Origin of the sequence: Formosa sp. S-31, assembly GCF_051172795.1 — a bacterium.
Lineage (GTDB): Bacteria > Bacteroidota > Bacteroidia > Flavobacteriales > Flavobacteriaceae > Formosa.
The window spans coordinates 112933-129850 of the sequence record NZ_JAENDK010000006.1 but is presented as its reverse complement, the minus strand read 5'-3'; the positions used below and the strand labels follow the sequence as shown (position 1 = coordinate 129850).

Annotated in this window: 16 protein-coding genes; 4 read left to right on the top strand and 12 right to left on the bottom strand. The window is 34.6% G+C overall.

Annotated elements, in window-relative coordinates; translation table 11 throughout:
• Positions 1-37 precede the first annotated feature (37 nt).
• Positions 38-1612 (top strand): sensor histidine kinase, encoded by a 1575-nt coding sequence (locus I3217_RS08145; RefSeq protein ID WP_435049261.1) that lies wholly within the window; start codon positions 38-40, stop codon positions 1610-1612.
• A 4-nt stretch (positions 1613-1616) separates the two neighbouring features.
• A complete protein-coding gene (locus I3217_RS08140; protein ID WP_435049260.1) occupies positions 1617-2327 on the top strand; it encodes a response regulator transcription factor in 711 nt (236 codons plus the stop codon).
• A gap of 62 nt (positions 2328-2389) precedes the next feature.
• Here the strand turns inward: I3217_RS08140 and I3217_RS08135 are convergent, their stop codons facing one another.
• The 9 genes from I3217_RS08135 to I3217_RS08095 form a co-directional block, all read right to left on the bottom strand.
• The gene (locus tag I3217_RS08135; RefSeq protein ID WP_435049259.1) at positions 2390-3703 is read right to left on the bottom strand and encodes a CoF synthetase; all 1314 of its coding nucleotides are present in this window, start codon (positions 3701-3703) and stop codon (positions 2390-2392) included.
• A gap of 106 nt (positions 3704-3809) precedes the next feature.
• Positions 3810-4718 (bottom strand): tRNA (adenosine(37)-N6)-dimethylallyltransferase MiaA, encoded by a 909-nt coding sequence (miaA, locus tag I3217_RS08130; protein ID WP_435049258.1) that lies wholly within the window; start codon positions 4716-4718, stop codon positions 3810-3812.
• 12 nt (positions 4719-4730) lie between these two features.
• On the bottom strand, positions 4731-5582 hold the full coding sequence (locus tag I3217_RS08125) for an ion transporter (RefSeq protein ID WP_435049257.1): 852 nt from the start codon (positions 5580-5582) through the stop codon (positions 4731-4733).
• Positions 5583-5600: 18 nt separating this feature from the next.
• Positions 5601-7574, bottom strand: a complete 1974-nt coding sequence (locus I3217_RS08120; protein ID WP_435049256.1) for a transglutaminase domain-containing protein — start codon at positions 7572-7574, stop codon at positions 5601-5603.
• A gap of 16 nt (positions 7575-7590) precedes the next feature.
• Positions 7591-8958, bottom strand: coding sequence for an exonuclease domain-containing protein (locus tag I3217_RS08115; protein ID WP_435049305.1), 1368 nt, complete (start codon positions 8956-8958; stop codon positions 7591-7593).
• A gap of 16 nt (positions 8959-8974) precedes the next feature.
• Positions 8975-9640 carry a YggS family pyridoxal phosphate-dependent enzyme gene (locus tag I3217_RS08110; protein WP_435049255.1) on the bottom strand — a complete coding sequence of 222 codons (666 nt, stop codon included), beginning with the start codon at positions 9638-9640 and terminating at the stop codon, positions 8975-8977.
• 21 nt (positions 9641-9661) lie between these two features.
• Positions 9662-10900 (bottom strand): DUF1015 domain-containing protein, encoded by a 1239-nt coding sequence (locus I3217_RS08105; RefSeq protein ID WP_435049254.1) that lies wholly within the window; start codon positions 10898-10900, stop codon positions 9662-9664.
• A gap of 8 nt (positions 10901-10908) precedes the next feature.
• Entirely contained in the window at positions 10909-11799 is an 891-nt protein-coding gene (locus I3217_RS08100; protein WP_435049253.1) for a 3-hydroxyacyl-CoA dehydrogenase family protein, read from the bottom strand.
• A 69-nt stretch (positions 11800-11868) separates the two neighbouring features.
• Entirely contained in the window at positions 11869-12828 is a 960-nt protein-coding gene (locus I3217_RS08095; protein WP_435049252.1) for a Gfo/Idh/MocA family protein, read from the bottom strand.
• Positions 12829-12949: 121 nt separating this feature from the next.
• Between I3217_RS08095 and I3217_RS08090 the strand changes: the two genes are divergently transcribed.
• The gene (locus tag I3217_RS08090) at positions 12950-13591 is read left to right on the top strand and encodes a protein-L-isoaspartate(D-aspartate) O-methyltransferase (protein WP_435049251.1); all 642 of its coding nucleotides are present in this window, start codon (positions 12950-12952) and stop codon (positions 13589-13591) included.
• On the opposite strand, the gene I3217_RS08085 is transcribed toward I3217_RS08090, so the two are convergent.
• Genes I3217_RS08085 through smpB form a run of 3 tightly spaced genes read right to left on the bottom strand, consistent with a single transcriptional unit; the run spans position 13588 to position 16182 of the window.
• The gene (locus I3217_RS08085) at positions 13588-14148 is read right to left on the bottom strand and encodes a hypothetical protein (RefSeq protein WP_435049250.1); all 561 of its coding nucleotides are present in this window, start codon (positions 14146-14148) and stop codon (positions 13588-13590) included. The two genes, I3217_RS08090 and I3217_RS08085, sit on opposite strands and share 4 nt — an antisense overlap.
• A gap of 5 nt (positions 14149-14153) precedes the next feature.
• Positions 14154-15695: a hypothetical protein gene (locus tag I3217_RS08080; protein WP_435049249.1), complete on the bottom strand. Its 1542-nt coding sequence runs from the start codon at positions 15693-15695 to the stop codon at positions 14154-14156.
• Between the two features lie 28 nt (positions 15696-15723).
• On the bottom strand, positions 15724-16182 hold the full coding sequence (gene smpB / locus I3217_RS08075) for an SsrA-binding protein SmpB (RefSeq protein WP_435049248.1): 459 nt from the start codon (positions 16180-16182) through the stop codon (positions 15724-15726).
• A 279-nt stretch (positions 16183-16461) separates the two neighbouring features.
• On the opposite strand from smpB, the gene I3217_RS08070 reads away from it, so the two are divergent.
• On the top strand, positions 16462-16893 hold the full coding sequence (locus I3217_RS08070) for a hypothetical protein (RefSeq protein WP_435049247.1): 432 nt from the start codon (positions 16462-16464) through the stop codon (positions 16891-16893).
• The last annotated feature ends 25 nt before the right edge of the window (positions 16894-16918 follow it).

The window sequence follows — 16918 nt, the reverse complement described above, 5'->3', positions numbered from 1 at the left end:
TTAAAAAAGCTAAATGTTAAAATGTTAATTTTGAACGATGAGCAAAAAGTTATTCTTTGTTTTGGTGCTGTTAATGAGCTTGTCTCTTGTAGGAATTATCTTTGTACAAGCACGTTACATTAGTGATTCTGTTAAGAATGAAGAGGAGCAATTTAACTTTAACGTAAAGAAAGCGTTGAGTTATGTGTCTCAGGACATAGAGCAAAGAGAATTAAATACCTATTTCAAAAAATTTCAACGCTTAGTTGATCAGAAAAAGGAAGCCGATACAGTTGCCATTACACAGCTGTTTTTTAATCAGCAAAACGAAAGTACCAACGAAACTTTGTTTTACCGAAGTGGTATTTTAGAAGAGAATTACAAATTGTCATCATCGATCTTTGACATAGGTTTAGATAGTATTAATATCAAACGTATTATTAGTAAATCTGAGACTAAAGTTTACAGTAATAAAAGCATCTTAGAAAATAAAGTAAATGTAAATCCGGTACTTAGTATTTCTAAAATTGGTCGGTTTAACGAGGCTGAAAAACAAAGTTTTGAAGAAGCATTTAAAGTGTTAACAAGTAGAACACCTATTTATAAGCGTGTTAAAAATGAAGATATAAAACGCTTGTTAACCAAGAAACTTCATGAAGATAATATAGATATCGATTACGAATTTGCTATTTATAGCAACGATCTGGCAACTAAAGTGCAAAGTGATGGATTCGAATTAAAGGATGATAAAACCTTTAGTGTGCCTATTTTTCAGAATGAAAACAGTCAGAATAATTTTAGATTGCTGGTTAATTTTCCTCAGCGAAAACAATTTATAATGTCTTCGGTTATTGGAATGACTATTCTGTCTATAATTTTTACATCTATTATTATAGTCGCTTATACAAGTGCTTTGCTGCAATTAATTAAGCAACGTAAAATTTCTGAAATTAAAACGGATTTCATTAATAATATGACGCATGAGTTTAAGACACCAATAGCTACAATTAATCTCGCTTTGGATGCCATTAAAAATCCTAAGGTTATTGATGACAGGGAAAAAGTAATGCGTTATCTTAATATGATTAAAGACGAAAACAAGCGTATGCATGCGCATGTAGAAAACGTATTAAGAATATCTAAACTGGAAAAGAATGAATTAAACATAAGTAAAGACAGAGTAAAACTGCACGATTTAATAGAAGATGCAGTCACTCATGTTGCGCTTATAGTGGAGGACCGTCAGGGATTTATTAATTTACATCTCGATGCCGATAAGACATCGGTTCTTGCCAGCGATACGCACTTTACTAATGTTATAGTGAATATATTAGACAATGCGATAAAATATTCTCCGGATGCACCTAAAATAGATGTATATACCGAAAATGTAGGGAACAATATTTTATTAAAAATAAAAGATCAGGGTAGCGGAATGAGTAAAGCGGCCCAAAAACGAGTTTTTGAAAAATTTTACAGAGAACACACCGGAAACATACATAATGTAAAAGGTCATGGTCTTGGCCTTGCTTATGTAAAACGAATTGTGGACGATCATCAGGGGCACATTTCAGTGGAAAGTGAGAAAGGAAAAGGGAGCACATTTATTGTTAAACTTCCATTAATATCATAAAGTTATGAGCGAACAACATAAGAAAATTTTACTAGTAGAAGACGATCCAAACTTTGGAACCGTATTAAAGGATTATTTAACCATGAACGATTATGTCGTTACCCATGCAAAAAATGGAATGGAAGGCTTCGAAAAGTTTAAAAAGGACGATTTCGATCTTTGTATTCTGGATGTCATGATGCCTTATAAGGATGGTTTTACTCTGGCTAAGGAAATTCGTGAAAAAAACACGGAAGTGCCTATTATCTTCTTAACAGCAAAAGCTATGAAAGAAGATGTTTTAAAAGGGTATAAAGTAGGGGCGGATGATTATTTAAATAAACCGTTTGATAGTGAAGTGTTACTTATGAAAATTAATGCTATAATTCAGCGTAAAGCCTCAGAAACGGTAACAGATAGTAAACAATTTGAATTTAAAATAGGGGACTTCGATTTAAACTCGAAATTGAGATTTTTAAGATTTAGAGATGAAGAACCAATAAAATTATCGCCAAAAGAAAACGAATTATTACGTTTATTAGCTCTTCATGAAAACGATTTGATGCCAAGAGAACTGGCTTTAACCAAAATCTGGAGAGACGATAATTATTTTACATCTAGAAGTATGGATGTATATATTGCTAAATTAAGAAAGTATTTAAAAGCCGATGAAAAAGTAGAAATACTCAATATTCACGGTGAAGGATTTAGATTAGTAGTTAATCCAAATTCTTAATATATAAATTAAGTGTTGTATTTTTTAAAAGCCGAAATAAATTAAAATTATTTTGGCTTTTCTTATTTAGTATGATACGTGTTAATTATTAAGCTCCTTTTTCCTGAAGACAATAAAGGAATTTCATTTACATATTCTAAAGAGATATTCGCATCTTCTCCTAAATACCCCTTGAATTCTTCTATTATTTCCTTTTCTTTAGTAAAATTTTTAATAGGATTAAGTTTAAACTTATAATCTTTATGCCCGTATTGTTCAAATTGAAATTGTTTTAATTCTCTGTATTTCCACATGTTTGGAGTCACAACATAAGAGGTAATAGGGTGACCGCAAGTATTATATATGGTGTCTGCTTTACGGCCACTAATTTGCGTAAATACAGGGGCATGATTTTCACCTTTCGGATTTTTATCCATCACAGCAATGTCTCCATTGTCATAACGGATTAAGGGCATGCTATAATTATGTAAATCTGTAATTACAACGCGACCTAATTCACCATACTTTGCCGGAATATCGTTATTTAAATCCAATATTTCTATATAAAAACTTGCCCAGTTTATATCAAAATTTTCACCACCTTCTAGAGACTGTTGAGCAAGAATACCGTTTTCAATGTTGGAGTACCTTGAAATTGTTGGAATTCCAAAATATTTTTCCATGGTGTTTTTTGTGTAGGTTGATAGCGCATCGGAGTTTGCTATAATAGATTTTACATTACACTCATTTAGTGAAGGTGATTTTATTTTGTCTAAGTAATTGCACAGAAGTTCAAAAGTAGAGGCAAAGCCAATAAGGCTTTTATCGGCCTTATCATCCTTTAATTCCTGTATTAATGCTTCAAAATCTTTATCGGTATACCGGTAAACACTATACGGGACTATATTTTCTTGCCAGAGTTTTAAGGAACTTTTTTTATTAATGTCGTTCCATACCTTCATATAGTATAGTTTGGAACCAATTTCATAACCGGCAATTTTAGCAAAATATATGGCATCTGCTGTTCTACGGTTTATTTTATCGCTATTTAAAAGGAGTTTAAAAGGTGTACCTGTAGATCCGCTGGTAAATACGGCTGTATTTTTTTTGTCTATAAAGGAAGTCGATTTAAATGACTCGAAGTTATCTCGTACTTTGTTTTTGTTAATAACAGGAAAATCCTGTAGGGAATTATAATTTTTAAATTGCTGATAAAACGGAGTGCTAGAGATAGCGTGATTTAAAATTGAATTAAGTTTGTTTTCACGATATAATCTAGACTCAGGATTTTGAAAATTTTCGATAACCATCGAAATATTATCAAAATGAGCTTTTACTTTTCTCCCTTTAAAAGTATCTAGCAGCCAAAACGATTTTTTTCGAACCTCTGTGAGCATAGTCGATTGTTTTTAACTTAGTTAGTAAGGGAGTCAATTATTACTTTAAATTAATGAAATACGAGGAGATATGTAAAGTGAATTTTTTTATTTCGATGAAATTGTTTTATATCAGTTGATTGGAGATTTCTGCAATAATTTTCTTATTATCAGTTAAATAGTCAAACCACAAAATACTTTTGTCTCTTTTAAACCAGGTGAGTTGTCGCTTGGCAAAACGTCTTGAGTTTTTCTTGATTTCTGAAATAGCAAAATCTAAAGTCCAGGTGCCGTCCAGATAGTTAAACAATTCCTTGTACCCAACCGTATTTAGAGCATTATGTTCTTTGTAGGGTAGTAATTGTCTTACTTCGTTAAGCAAACCTTCTTCCATCATAATATCTACACGTCTGTTTATACGATCGTAAATTATTTCTCGATCTGCAGTCAGGCCTAAAGTAATGGTTTTAAAAGGTCTTTTGTTTTCTTTTTGGTTTAAAAAAGAACTGTAAGCTTGTCCTGTGCCAAGACAAATTTCCAGAGCACGGATTACGCGGTGGGGATTATCTATTGCAATAGATTTAAAGCTATTTGGGTCTAAGATTTTTAATTGATTTTGTAAATCTGTTAATCCGTGTTGTTCCAATCTGGCGTTTAAATCTATTCTAATATTGGGGTCAACTTCAGGGAAATCGTCCAGCCCTTTGGTAACGGCGTCGACATATAAACCGGAGCCACCTACCATAATAACTTTATTGTATGTTTTATATAGGGTTTCCAGACGTTCTAAGGCGTCTTTTTCAAACGCTCCTACATTATAGTTGTCAGTGATCGATTTATGATGTATAAAGTGGTGCTGTGCCTGCGATAGTTCAGAAGGCGTTGGTGCAGCTGTACCAATTTGCATCTCTCTGAAAAATTGTCTGGAATCGGCAGAGATTATTTCAGTGTTGAAATAATTAGCAAGTTTAATGCTTAGTGCGGTTTTACCAATAGCTGTTGGTCCTACAATAGAAATAAGTACAGGTGTTTTCAATTATAACTTAATTTATAGCGTTTCTCCGCAATGATAACAAAATTTAGAACCATCTCGGTGGTCACTTCGCAGACAATTAGGGCAGGATTGTGAGTTTAAATGTATGGTTTTATCTTTTGTATTATCCGTTTCAGATTTTTTATTCTGACTAGTATATTCGGCAGATACGATTCCTGTGGGTACAGCTATAATGCCATATCCTAAAACCATAACAATCGCAGCAATAAATTGTCCTAAGGGTGTTTGTGGAGCTATATCTCCGAATCCTACTGTAGTAAGGGTAACTATACACCAGTACACACTCTTGGGAATATTGGAAAAACCATTGTCTTCACCTTCTACCATATACATTATGGTTCCTAAAATGATGGATAAGATGATTACAGCAAATAAGAAAACCGAAATTTTAGCCCGACTAGCTTTAAGAGCTGCTACCAGATTATTGGATGCCCCCAGAAAGCGCCCCAATTTTAAAATTCTGAAAATACGTAATAATCGTAATGCTCGTAGGGCTATTAATGCATGTGTTCCCGCAAAAATAAGAGAAATGTATTTTGGAATGGTAGAAAGTAAATCTATAATACCATAAAAACTAAATATATAGCTAAAAGGCCTTTTTACTGTAATAATTCTTGCTATATATTCTATAGTAAACAGTATGGTAATGGCCCATTCGGCAGTATCTAAAATAGTATGATATTTTAAATCTATTGCTTTTACGCTTTCCAGCATAACCAGAATAATACTGGCAATAATAACAACGAGCAATACCAAATCGAATAGTTTACCGGCAGGCGTATCGGCTTCGTAAATTATTTCATGGAGTTTGTCTTTCCATGATGTATTTGATTTGGTAGTGCTCATTAACTCAAAAGTAATAAACTATATTGAAACTTCAGAGTTTAAAACTATAAGCGAATTATTTTGAATGTTAACCAATTCGCTGGCAAGTTGCTTTAAACTTTCGTAGTACCCCGAGGAGTACATTGGTTCTTTAAAGTTGAATTTTAAATAGATGATAAGGTCGTCATCAGATTGGGTTATGTTATAAATAAGACCTCCTTTGCCGTTAGGCAGGGCATAATTCACATTCTGTGGTATTTCAGAAACGGTATAACCTTTAGTGTTTATTTTAATGGTATAGGAATAAATAATTTTATATCCGAAATCTATTGGGTAATTACGCTCCTGAAGCTGGAAAGGGTTCGATTTGAAAAATTTAAATAATACAGGGTTTAAGTAAATGGTTTTTTGTGTAGTGCCTGCTTCGTTTTTACTTAGCGGTTCCAGTGTTGTTAAAAACTTAAGGTCTTCGGTAAAGCTCTCTTTGTTGCGGTCTTCTTCTGTAATGGTGTGGTCTAAAATTTCAAGTGACGGATAAGCATCCTGTACGCTTTTCTTGTATGCTTCTTTATTGTCTAAATATTCTTTTTTCTGACCTATAGCATAATAACCGGTTCTGATAGAATTTACTTTGGTAATGGCGCTGTCTCCTTTTATTTCCATATCCAATCTATGATTGATAACTGAAGGTTTATCAACCTCTATGTCTACCCATTCACTACCAGCTTTAAAATCTATTTTTCGGCCATAACCGTTTAAACAACGGAAAGGTAAACTGCCAAAAGGCAGGTGTGATTCTGTAGCATCCAGTTTGTAGGTTTTTCCACCTATTTTGGTCTGTACTATAAGATAATTGAAATCTGAAATTACCGGGTGTAATTTTGTAGGAAAACCATTTTCTCTTGTTGACAATAAAACAGGGTTTGATTCAATTCCGCATTCTTCCAGCAGGCTGTTCAGTAATATATTTATACTGGATACATTGCCAGATTTCGTTTTAATCAGGTCTTTAATAGAAACATCACTGAAGATTTTATAGTCTCCATCCCATTTGTAATTGTCCTGTACATAGGCATAGATGGCTTTTGCTTTTTTTAGAGGATCCTTTTCATTAATAATTTCAGCAGATAATAAGTCTTCGGGTTTAACTGATTTTCTAATTTGAGAGCCTATACTTTTGTCTGTTTTAAGCTCGTGATCTACAGATTCCCAGGTTTTTGTTACTTGATCGACACTGCCATCAAATCGATTTACAGTCTTTAATTCGAAATCGATTCTGGAAATATAATTCGATTTACTGGTTATGTAATCTTCCTCTATAAAGGCGGGAATGTCTTTCATTACAAATTTCGTTTTTGCACAGTCGGCATAGGCGCCTCTTCCGTTTGACAGACAGTTTTTTACTATTTTAGAATCGTTAGAATGTAATTCGTATGGGCCTACCAATTTAATATTGTAATGGTAGATTCCGGGAATACTAGTATCGTATTCGCTATATAATTTAGGAATATCTTCCTGAAAAAACCATTCGTGGTATTTAAAAATGTAAGGCGAAGATAGCCTATAGCTTAGCGTAATTACACTACCTTCCTGTACGTTTGGCAAAGTAAATTTAACATAAGTGTAGTTGTTTGGCTTTTCTTCGTAATAAATGTCCTTTTTATCAAGCCTGGACGAACTTATCATGTTGTTTTTTAAATTGTAAGTAGTCGCCTGGATCTCTTTAACATATTCTTTGTTGTACAAAGGAATAATAATGGTTGCATAATCGAAACCGTTTTTATTAAGGATTTTGACCTTCCTTTTATATTCGGTTTTTAAGTTGAAATCTTCTGCATCAATATAACTGTCGCCGTATTCGTAAAGGACTATTGCGTTGGCAGTAGAGTCTTTAGTAAATACGTTGGTTTCTAAATCACCTCGACTTACTTTAAACTCCTGGCTGTTGAAAGATTGAGAAAAGGTGGAAAAACAGGTTAAAAAAAGGAGTAGGTTAATTAGTTGGGTTTTCATTTGGTTAGGTTAATTGTTATGGTAGTTTTATTATTTTTAGTCGTTTATGTTTCCTTAAATAGCTTTGTATAACATGTTGTATGTCTCTGTTGTTTTCCATTTGTGTAATTATGGATTCCAACACTTTTAAATTGGTGATCTGATAGTTTAAATTGAAGAAACCAAGACCTTGAAACACGCCGTTTTTTATGTAGATGGCGCTGCGCTCGTCGATATCGCGACCGTGATCTATAATTAACATATCCTGATGCTCGTAACTGTTTTTATCAATAAGTTCCTGTACGCGCAGGTTGTATTCTTCAGGCGTTTCTTCTTCTATACACGCCCCGTAACAGGTTTTTATGTTATAATTAAAACAGGCATGCTCCGGTTTAGTTAAACCGGTAAGTTTTAAGCATAAATGATATTGCTCTACAGCCTGTTCTAAAAAATACTTTCCACTTTGGTAATTTGCAAAAGTGGTAATGGCATGTTTGCGTCCGTCGGCATTATCTACTTTTAAATTAAGGTAGTCTTTGTCGTCCTTAAAGGCATAAAGAGCGTGGGTGTAATTTTTACGTTTTCTGGAACGGTTATAGATAGGGTTTAATCGTTTTATTTCCTCAATTTCCTTTAAGAGGGCGACAAGTTCGCTACCTGTTTCTTCATAAGTAACATGAGTAACATGCAACTGAATTTTTTTTGATTTTGAATTCGTCGCTGTAAAATGCTGATTAACGCGACGTTTAATGTTTCGGCTTTTTCCTATGTAAATAATATCACCGTTTTCTTTATGTATGTAATATACTCCTGTAACTGCAGGTAGTGTTTCTATAATATCGATGTGTTTAGATTGTAATTTTTTAGGTGTATGCCCTTCTTTTATAGATGATAAAATAATTTGCTTAGAGGTGTCTTTGGTTTGGAGTAACTTAAAGAGTTTTACTGTAGCCATTGCATCTCCGTTAGCGCGATGTCTGTCTGCCACTGGTATACCAAGAGAGCGTACTAATTTACCTAAACTGTAAGAGGCCTGGTCTGGAATAAGACTCTTAGACAGTTCTACTGTGCAAAGTGTTTTTCTTTTGTAATCGTAGCCCAGGCGTTTAAATTCTGTTCTTAAAATGCGATAATCGAATTCTGCGTTATGAGCTACAATAATACAATCTTCGGTAATTTCAATTATGCGTTTGGCAACCTCGTAAAATTTAGGTGCATTTTTTAGCATATTGTTGTTAATACCTGTAAGGTTAACAACAAAAGGTTGGATTTCCTTTTCCGGATTTACAAGTGAAATAAACTGGTCTACTACCTGGTGACCATCGTATCTGTAAATGGCAATTTCGGTAATTCCTTCTTCATTAAATTTACCGCCGGTAGTTTCTATGTCTAATATTGCGTAAATAATACTCCCTAAAAAATTAATAATTTCTGGCTCCAAATATGCTGCTGCCAATACGCACCATGGTGCTGCCGCATGCTATAGCCAATTCATAATCGCCGCTCATTCCCATGGATATAATTTTAAAATCTTCCGTGGTTTCTTTTAAGGCACTTATGGTGTTAAAGATAGTTTTTAATTGGGTAAATTCAGCTTTTATTTGAGATTCGTTATCGGTAAATGTAGCCATGCCCATAAGTCCCACAATATTAATATTTTTTAACGAAGCAAAGACTTCAGATTGTAACAGGGTAGTAGCTTCGTGTTCAGACATTCCGAATTTAGAGTCTTCATCGGCAATTTTAATCTGTAAAAGACAGTTAATAATCCGCTTATGTTTTAAGGCTTGTTTGTTAATTTCTACCAATAGTTTTTCATTGTCAACACCATGAATTAAATTCACAAAGGAAGCCATGTATTTTACTTTGTTACGCTGCACATGTCCAATCATATGCCATTCTATATCCTTTGGAAGTTGCTCGTGTTTTTCGGCCATTTCCTGAATTTTGTTCTCTCCAAAAATGCGTTGTCCCGCATTATAGGCTTCAAGAATATCACTTACAGGTTTGGTTTTTGATACGGCAACTAAAGTAACCTGCTGCGGTAATGCCGATTTTATGGTGTTTAACTGATTTTGAATAGACATAATATTAAAAATTATAGTGTTTTAAAATTCGTAAATGGTTATGCCACTTCGTAATTTTGGTTCTATATAGGTGCTTTTTGGGGGCATTTGAAGACCTTCGTCCGCAATTTTTTTCATTTCTTCTACAGTGGCTGGCAGCATGCCAAAACCGACTTTAAAGTGCCCTTGGTCTATCTGGTTTTTTATGTAGATAAATTCTTTTTTTCCATTGGCATAAGAGATCCGTTTGTCGGTTCTTAAATCGTTAATGCCCAGAATGGGGTGTAAAATGAATTTATACAGGATATAGGCATCCAGTTTTTCTAATGATGTTGTTAAAGGGAAAACGGTTTTTCTTAAAAATAAAGAGTAAAATTCACCATCTAAATACATACTGAAATGATGTTTTTTAGAAGGTTTATAAGGGTGCTGACCACGATTTTCTATACGGAACTTTGTGTCCAGTTTTATAAGAAATTCTTCCTTGCTTAAACCATTTAAATCAGTAACCAGTCTGTTAAACTCATGTATTCGTAAGGCCGACTCTGGAATTAAATATGCCATAAAATACTTGTAACTTTCTGGAGAAGTGTGATCTGGTGTACTGGATTTTTCATCCTGATACAAGAGATAGGAAGATGCACAGCGATGATGACCATCTGCAATATAAATAGAAGGTATTTCCCTGAAAATGGCTTGAATCTGAGCTATGAGTATTTCGTTAGTTACAGGCCATAGCATATGCGTATCGCGATAGGTTGTGGTAAATTCGTATTCTGCTCGATTGTCCTGTACCTGATTTATTATATGCTGTAAGTCGGCATTATCTGGATGTGTTAATAATACGGGTTCGGCATTAAAGCCAACCGTTTTTAAGTATTCTTTAAAAACAATCTCGCGGAAAGCAATCGTACTTTCGTGTTTTTTAATAACATTATTTTCGTAGTCTTCGGCACTTGCCGCAGCAATTATGCCACTATAAGAGTTTTTTTCTCTGTCTGTAATTTTATAAACATAAAACAGTGGCACTTCGTCTTGAATAAACACCTGATCTTCCTTAAATTCGAGATATCTGTTTCTTACCAAACTATATCTTTCCTTTCCGGATATATCTTTCTGGAATTTATAGCCTGGATTTACGATATGTAAAAACGAAAACGGATTGTTTGTTAATCTGGTTTCTCGTTCTTTTTTACTGTAAGTGTCGTAAGAGCGCGAAGCAACAAGGCCAACTTTATCCCTAGTAGGGCGTACTGCTTTAAAAGGAAGAATGTCGGCCATGAATAGTATTACTTTTTAAATTGTTTGGCAACAGTTTCGGCTTTTCTGCTTTCGGAATAATCGTAAAAACCTTCTCCTGATTTTACACCTAATTTACCGGCTCTTACCATGTTTACCAATAGCGGGCAAGGGGCGTATTTCGGATTTTTAAATCCGTCATACATCACGTTTAGAATTGATAAGCAAACATCTAAACCTATAAAATCTGCCAATTGTAAAGGTCCCATAGGATGTGCCATCCCCAGTTTCATTACTGTGTCGATTTCTTCAACACCGGCAACGCCATTGTATAGTGTTTCTATAGATTCGTTTAACATGGGCATTAAAATCCTGTTGGCAACAAATCCGGGGTAGTCATTAACCTCCACAGGGACTTTTCCTAAGGTTTTAGATAAGTCCATAATGGTTTTGGTAACAGCATCGCTGGTATTATACCCGCGAATAATTTCCACTAATTTCATTAATGGCACCGGATTCATGAAATGCATACCTATTACCAGTTCAGGGCGTTGGGTAACAGCGGCAATTTGGGTAATTGAAATAGATGAGGTATTTGTAGCTAATATGGTATGTGGCTGACATGCGGCATCTAACTGCTCAAATATTTTAATCTTTAAGGTTGTGTTTTCTGTAGCTGCTTCTACCACTAAATCAACCGTTTTAACACCTTCGGGTATTGCTGTAAAAGTGTTAATGTTGTTTAAGGTGTCTTTTTTCTGGTCTTCAGAAATGACAGCTTTGGCTATCATCCGGTCGAGATTTCTAGATATGGTTTCCAGCCCTTTTTCTAAAGATGCTTCACTAATGTCAATTAAATTTACTTTAAATCCGTTTTGTGCAAAAGTATGAGCAATGCCATTACCCATAGTTCCAGCACCTATAACTGCAATATTTTTCATGGTTTAAAATGTAATTGCGAGTGCAGTGGTTATCTGCATTCGGTATATAAATAGTAGTTTGTTGTTTGTTTAAAATTGAGTAATTATCATATTGGCAACGCGTAATGCTTCTGTACCATCGTGTAAGGTTACTACTGGTTTGGTATCAGTATTTATAGCATCTGCAAACGATTCTAATTCGTCTAATATGGCGTTGTTATTGTGAATTTGTGGGTTGGCAAAATAAATCTGTTTTTTAACGCCTTCTGCATTTTGTAAAATCATGTCAAAATCACCCGGATGTTCCGGAGCATCTTTCATTTTTACTACCTCACATTTTTTTTCTAGAAAGTCTACCGAGATATAAGCGTCTTTCTGAAAAAACCTTGTTTTACGCATGTTTTTTAATGAAATTCTACTGGCTGTTAGGTTGGCTACACAACCGTTTACAAATTCTATTCTGGCGTTAGCAATATCTGGAGTGTCGCTAATTACCGACACACCGCTGGCACTAACATGTTTTACTTTAGATTGTACTACGCTAAGGATAATATCTATGTCGTGAATCATTAAGTCTAAAACCACAGGCACATCTGTACCTCTTGGATTAAATTCGGCAAGACGATGACATTCTATAAACATCGGGTTATGCAGTAAATCCTTTACGGCGTTAAATGCCGGATTAAAACGCTCTACATGACCTACCTGTCCTTTAACACCATGTTCAGCCACCAAGGTTCTAAGGGCTTCTGCTTCTTCAACGGTGTTTGTTATGGGTTTTTCTATAAAAATGTGTTTGCCTTTAGCAATGACTTTTTTTGCACATTCGTAATGAGAAAGGGTAGGAGTTACAATGTCTATAACATCTGCGGCATCAATTAAATCGTCTATATTGTCGAAATATTTATAGCCAAATTCAGCTTCTACCTTTTTGGCGTTTTCCTGATTAGCATCATAAAATCCAACTAACTCATATTTATCTGATTGCTTTAAAAGTCTTAAATGAATCTTTCCTAGGTGACCGGCACCAAGTACTGCAGCTTTTAACATTGTGTAAGGGTTTTTAACAAAAATAAGATTTTTTCTGTGTTTTAAATGCCAATTAAAATTTAAAAAAAGATTTACTTTTGCAGCACTAACAATTTCTACTAAACTCACAAAACGCTTACACTTGAAAGATACTTTTAAACATCAGGGACTTCGTCAACAATTGGTAAATACAATTAAAAACAAAGGCATTTCTAACCCTAACGTTTTAAATACTATAGGTCGAATTCCGAGACATTTATTTATGGATTCTAGTTTTTTAGATCACGCCTATCAAGATAAAGCTTTTCCTATTGCTGCCGACCAAACCATTTCTCAACCTTATACCGTGGCTTTTCAAACGGAACTGTTAAATATAACACCAAATGCAAAAATACTGGAAATAGGTACTGGTAGTGGCTATCAGACCGCTGTTTTATGTGAACTTGGAGCCAAAGTTTACAGTATTGAACGTCAGCAGGAATTATTTAAAAAAACCAGTAAGTTTTTACCTAAGCTAGGTTACCGACCTATAAAATTAATTTTTGGAGATGGGTATAAAGGCATGCCTGATGAAGCCCCTTTCGACGGTATTATAGTTACGGCAGGGGCACCGTATGTACCAACTCCGCTCTTAAGTCAGTTAAAAGTTGGCGGGCGTTTAGTTATCCCGGTAGGCGATGAGGTACAGATTATGACACTTTTTATTAGAAAAGGTCCTAAGGAATTCGAAAAACACGAATTTGGAGAATTCAGATTTGTGCCGTTGCTGGAAGATAAAAATTAATAATCCAGGTCTTTTTGTAAAAATTCCGCTGGGATAGGGTTTTCCGGATCTTCGTTAGTCCAGAGTAAATTCAGAATCCACCAGCGGTTCCCGTCATTCATTAATTGAATACTGTTAATACCTTTCATAAAGGGTTGGTTGTCATCTTCAGAATGGTAGGCTTCGAAGGTGCTAAAAACATGTGTAATGTTACCGTAACTCTTTACAATGCGGTTTATTTCCTTTTCATGAAATCCGTTTTTAGTCATCCAGCCTTTCGATGTTTTTACATACTCTTTTGGCGTCATGTATTTGGCCTGGGTTTTATTTTCAAAATCCACACCGGTAGTAATTAATTTGGCATCCGGTTTAAATAAAAAGGTAAACAAATCCCAGTCGCGCTTTTCTTTTTTGTCTCCCGAAATTACAAGATATAAGGTGCCAATAGTCGATTCCAGAGATTTAACCAAAGGCGTATAATCTGTACTTTGTATTTTAACTTCCTCATCTTTTTTTTGTGCATAAACAAAACTGTTAACGCACAGTGAAAAAAGTAGTATAAAAATGATGTGCTTCATATTGTTTATTGTATGCTAATAGGTTGCATCCATTTTTCTCTTAATTTCAATTGTTCCGCAGTTGGTGAAGGCATAAGCGAAAAGGTGTTGCTGTCTTCGTTATAATCAACGCCAATTTTTACATAATAGTCTTTTATAGGTAACGGATTAGCTGCTTTTATGTAGTTTTCTATGAAAGCCTGAATCTCCGGATAAGTCTCTTTTACAAAAACATCGAAAAAGCTAGCGTCGTCAAACGGCTTATTAGGACCGTATTTTTTTGCCAGCATATTAATAATATCGATGTAGCCTGTTTTACCATCAGATAACTCTAAGAGTTTTATGTCTAATAATCCTGCAACCAAGGCGCCTTTCATATAAATATTACCGTATTGTTTTTGTCCGGCAGCGGTATACGAAGTCAGGGAAAGATCTAAAAGGCTTAATGACGTGTCGAAGTATTTTGTGCTTATAATAATCTTTTTTTCCAGCGTTTTAAAATAGTCTTCTATCGATTTTTGTCCGGCACGGAATAACATCATATGGGCAGCCCATTCTGTAGTGCCTTCGTATAACCATAAATGTCTTGAAGGGACCGGAGTAATAAAATTAAACTGATCTACAATTTCGCTGTGAATGTTTAATGGCGTTACCACATGGAAAAATTCGTGAGCTGCAGTTTCAATAATTTCAGGTTCAATATTATTCCAGTTATCTTCTTTGTAAACGTACTCCGAGCTATAAGAATGTTCCCAGGCTCCGTTGGTTATATCCTCGAAATGAAATAAAAATGTGTAGTTTTTTACTGGCAAGCCATGTAGAAATCCGCTGGCAGACAATAACATGTTTTTCATGGATTCTAAAATCTGTTCAGACTGGATTAACCCCGTTTTAGAGTACGTGTAAATATCTACATTAGTACCCTCAACATCCATAGAAGCCTTGGTTAAATTACCTAGTAATATTGGCGAATCTACCACCTTATCGAAATCCTCGGCATAATAGGTGTTTTCCGCGGTTTTTGTTAGGGCAGTCCCAATACTCCAGGTATCTGGATACTCTAATTTTATAACTATAGGGCTGTCTTGTTTTCCTTTAAAATAGCCGAATACTGCCTGTCCGTTTATTAGAGTATGGTCGTTTTCGATAGACGTACCACACATCAGGTAAATATTATTTTCGGTAACAGGAGTATCCCAGGTTTCTGCAATCTGGTATTCAATTTTTGAGATTTTCTCCGGTGATGTTAATTCGAATTGGTTGGTAGTAATTTGAGACGATGGTATTTCATTTCCGCCTTTATCGAACGCTTTAAACTCATGTACATAGCGTCCCATATCCATAACCTGATAGGTGCCTGGAGCGGTAGAAGCGAACTGGAAAATGTTATTGCTGGCATTTAATGCCGGAGGTGTAACCGTAACTTTATAAGTATCGTTAGAGCGGTCTAATAAATTAACTTCAAAACCAACATCGTTTCGGGTTTGTGTAGTTATATCTTCTGAAACTCCACAGGAAAAAATAATGAATGATAAGGTTACAAATAGAAGTCTGAACTGAGCTTTCATGAGTTTACAGGTTGTAATGATTAGTAGTTTATTTGTATATTTTTTTAACACGATCTAAATTACGTTTGTTGTCGCGATCTTTTATCGTTTCGCGTTTGTCGTAAAGTTTTTTACCCTTTGCAAGGGCGATATCCAGTTTGGCATAGCCGTTTTCATTAATAAATAGGCGTAGAGGCACTATGGTTAGACCACTGTTTTTTACTTCTTTTTCCAGCTTTTTAAGTTCGCGTTTATTTAATAAAAGTTTGCGTTCGGCTTTTGGTCTGTGATTGTAATGGGTACCGTATTTGTATTCTTCAACCGTCATGTTAACTACAAATAATTCGCCCTTATCGTTAAATTCGCAAAAGCTTTCTGCAATAGAAGCCTTACTGTTTCTAATCGATTTTATCTCTGTTCCGGAAAGAACAATCCCAGCCATGTATGTGTCAAGGATTTCGTATAAAAAACGCGCTTTTTTATTCTGTATGTTTATCTTTTTCTGCATAGAGGTCAAAGGTAATTAATTTAGCACATATTTTACAGGTTAAAAGTCAAGACAAATTTTATCAACAAGAGTATCAGATATCGCATTTTAAATGAAAATTAAAGACTAATTATACTAATGTTTTGAAAGCTGTTTTTCTGTGATTTCATTATTTAAGGCGTAAGTAATGTTTTACGTGAAAATTCGTAAAAATGCGAATAGAGTTAAGCCTAATTTTAAATGTGATAAAAAAAATAATTACATTTGTTAGTAATCAATTAATCAATTAATCAATTAATTATGAAAAAAGTAACGATATTATTTGTGTTCGCACTACTGTTCTGTGCAGCAAATGTTTTTGGTCAGGCAAGAAGTGAAATTAACTTTGGTCTGGTAGGTTTAAACTACGAAATCCCTGTACATAAAAATATAACTATTGCTCCGGGAGCAGGTGCAGATATCGATTTTGACTGGTTAACTTTAGGGGTAAAAGCCAATTACTATTTCGATAATTTATTTGGAATTACAAATAGTGCCTGGGATTTTTACGGAGGTGCTAATTTAGGGTACGGTATTTATCTTCCTAATAATGACAGACACGACAGCGATTTGGATTTCGGATTACAAGTTGGAGGTCGCTGGTTCTGGAATGATAAATGGGGTATTTATGCCGAAATATCTGGAGGAGCCTTATCAGTGTTCCCTTCAATTGGAGTGACAATGAAACTCTAATTATATTTAAAATATTATATGTTAA

Excerpts from the sequence above, each read along its gene's own strand:
- I3217_RS08145 (WP_435049261.1), top strand. The coding sequence starts at position 38 with ATGAGCAAAAAGTTATTCTTTGTTTTGGTGCTGTTAATGAGCTTGTCT.
- I3217_RS08140 (WP_435049260.1), top strand. The coding sequence starts at position 1,617 with ATGAGCGAACAACATAAGAAAATTTTACTAGTAGAAGACGATCCAAAC.
- I3217_RS08135 (WP_435049259.1), bottom strand. The coding sequence starts at position 3,703 with ATGCTCACAGAGGTTCGAAAAAAATCGTTTTGGCTGCTAGATACTTTT.
- I3217_RS08125 (WP_435049257.1), bottom strand. The coding sequence starts at position 5,582 with ATGAGCACTACCAAATCAAATACATCATGGAAAGACAAACTCCATGAA.
- I3217_RS08120 (WP_435049256.1), bottom strand. The coding sequence starts at position 7,574 with ATGAAAACCCAACTAATTAACCTACTCCTTTTTTTAACCTGTTTTTCC.
- I3217_RS08110 (WP_435049255.1), bottom strand. The coding sequence starts at position 9,640 with ATGTCTATTCAAAATCAGTTAAACACCATAAAATCGGCATTACCGCAG.
- I3217_RS08105 (WP_435049254.1), bottom strand. The coding sequence starts at position 10,900 with ATGGCCGACATTCTTCCTTTTAAAGCAGTACGCCCTACTAGGGATAAA.
- I3217_RS08100 (WP_435049253.1), bottom strand. The coding sequence starts at position 11,799 with ATGAAAAATATTGCAGTTATAGGTGCTGGAACTATGGGTAATGGCATT.
- I3217_RS08095 (WP_435049252.1), bottom strand. The coding sequence starts at position 12,828 with ATGTTAAAAGCTGCAGTACTTGGTGCCGGTCACCTAGGAAAGATTCAT.
- I3217_RS08085 (WP_435049250.1), bottom strand. The coding sequence starts at position 14,148 with ATGAAGCACATCATTTTTATACTACTTTTTTCACTGTGCGTTAACAGT.
- I3217_RS08080 (WP_435049249.1), bottom strand. The coding sequence starts at position 15,695 with ATGAAAGCTCAGTTCAGACTTCTATTTGTAACCTTATCATTCATTATT.
- smpB (WP_435049248.1), bottom strand. The coding sequence starts at position 16,182 with ATGCAGAAAAAGATAAACATACAGAATAAAAAAGCGCGTTTTTTATAC.
- I3217_RS08070 (WP_435049247.1), top strand. The coding sequence starts at position 16,462 with ATGAAAAAAGTAACGATATTATTTGTGTTCGCACTACTGTTCTGTGCA.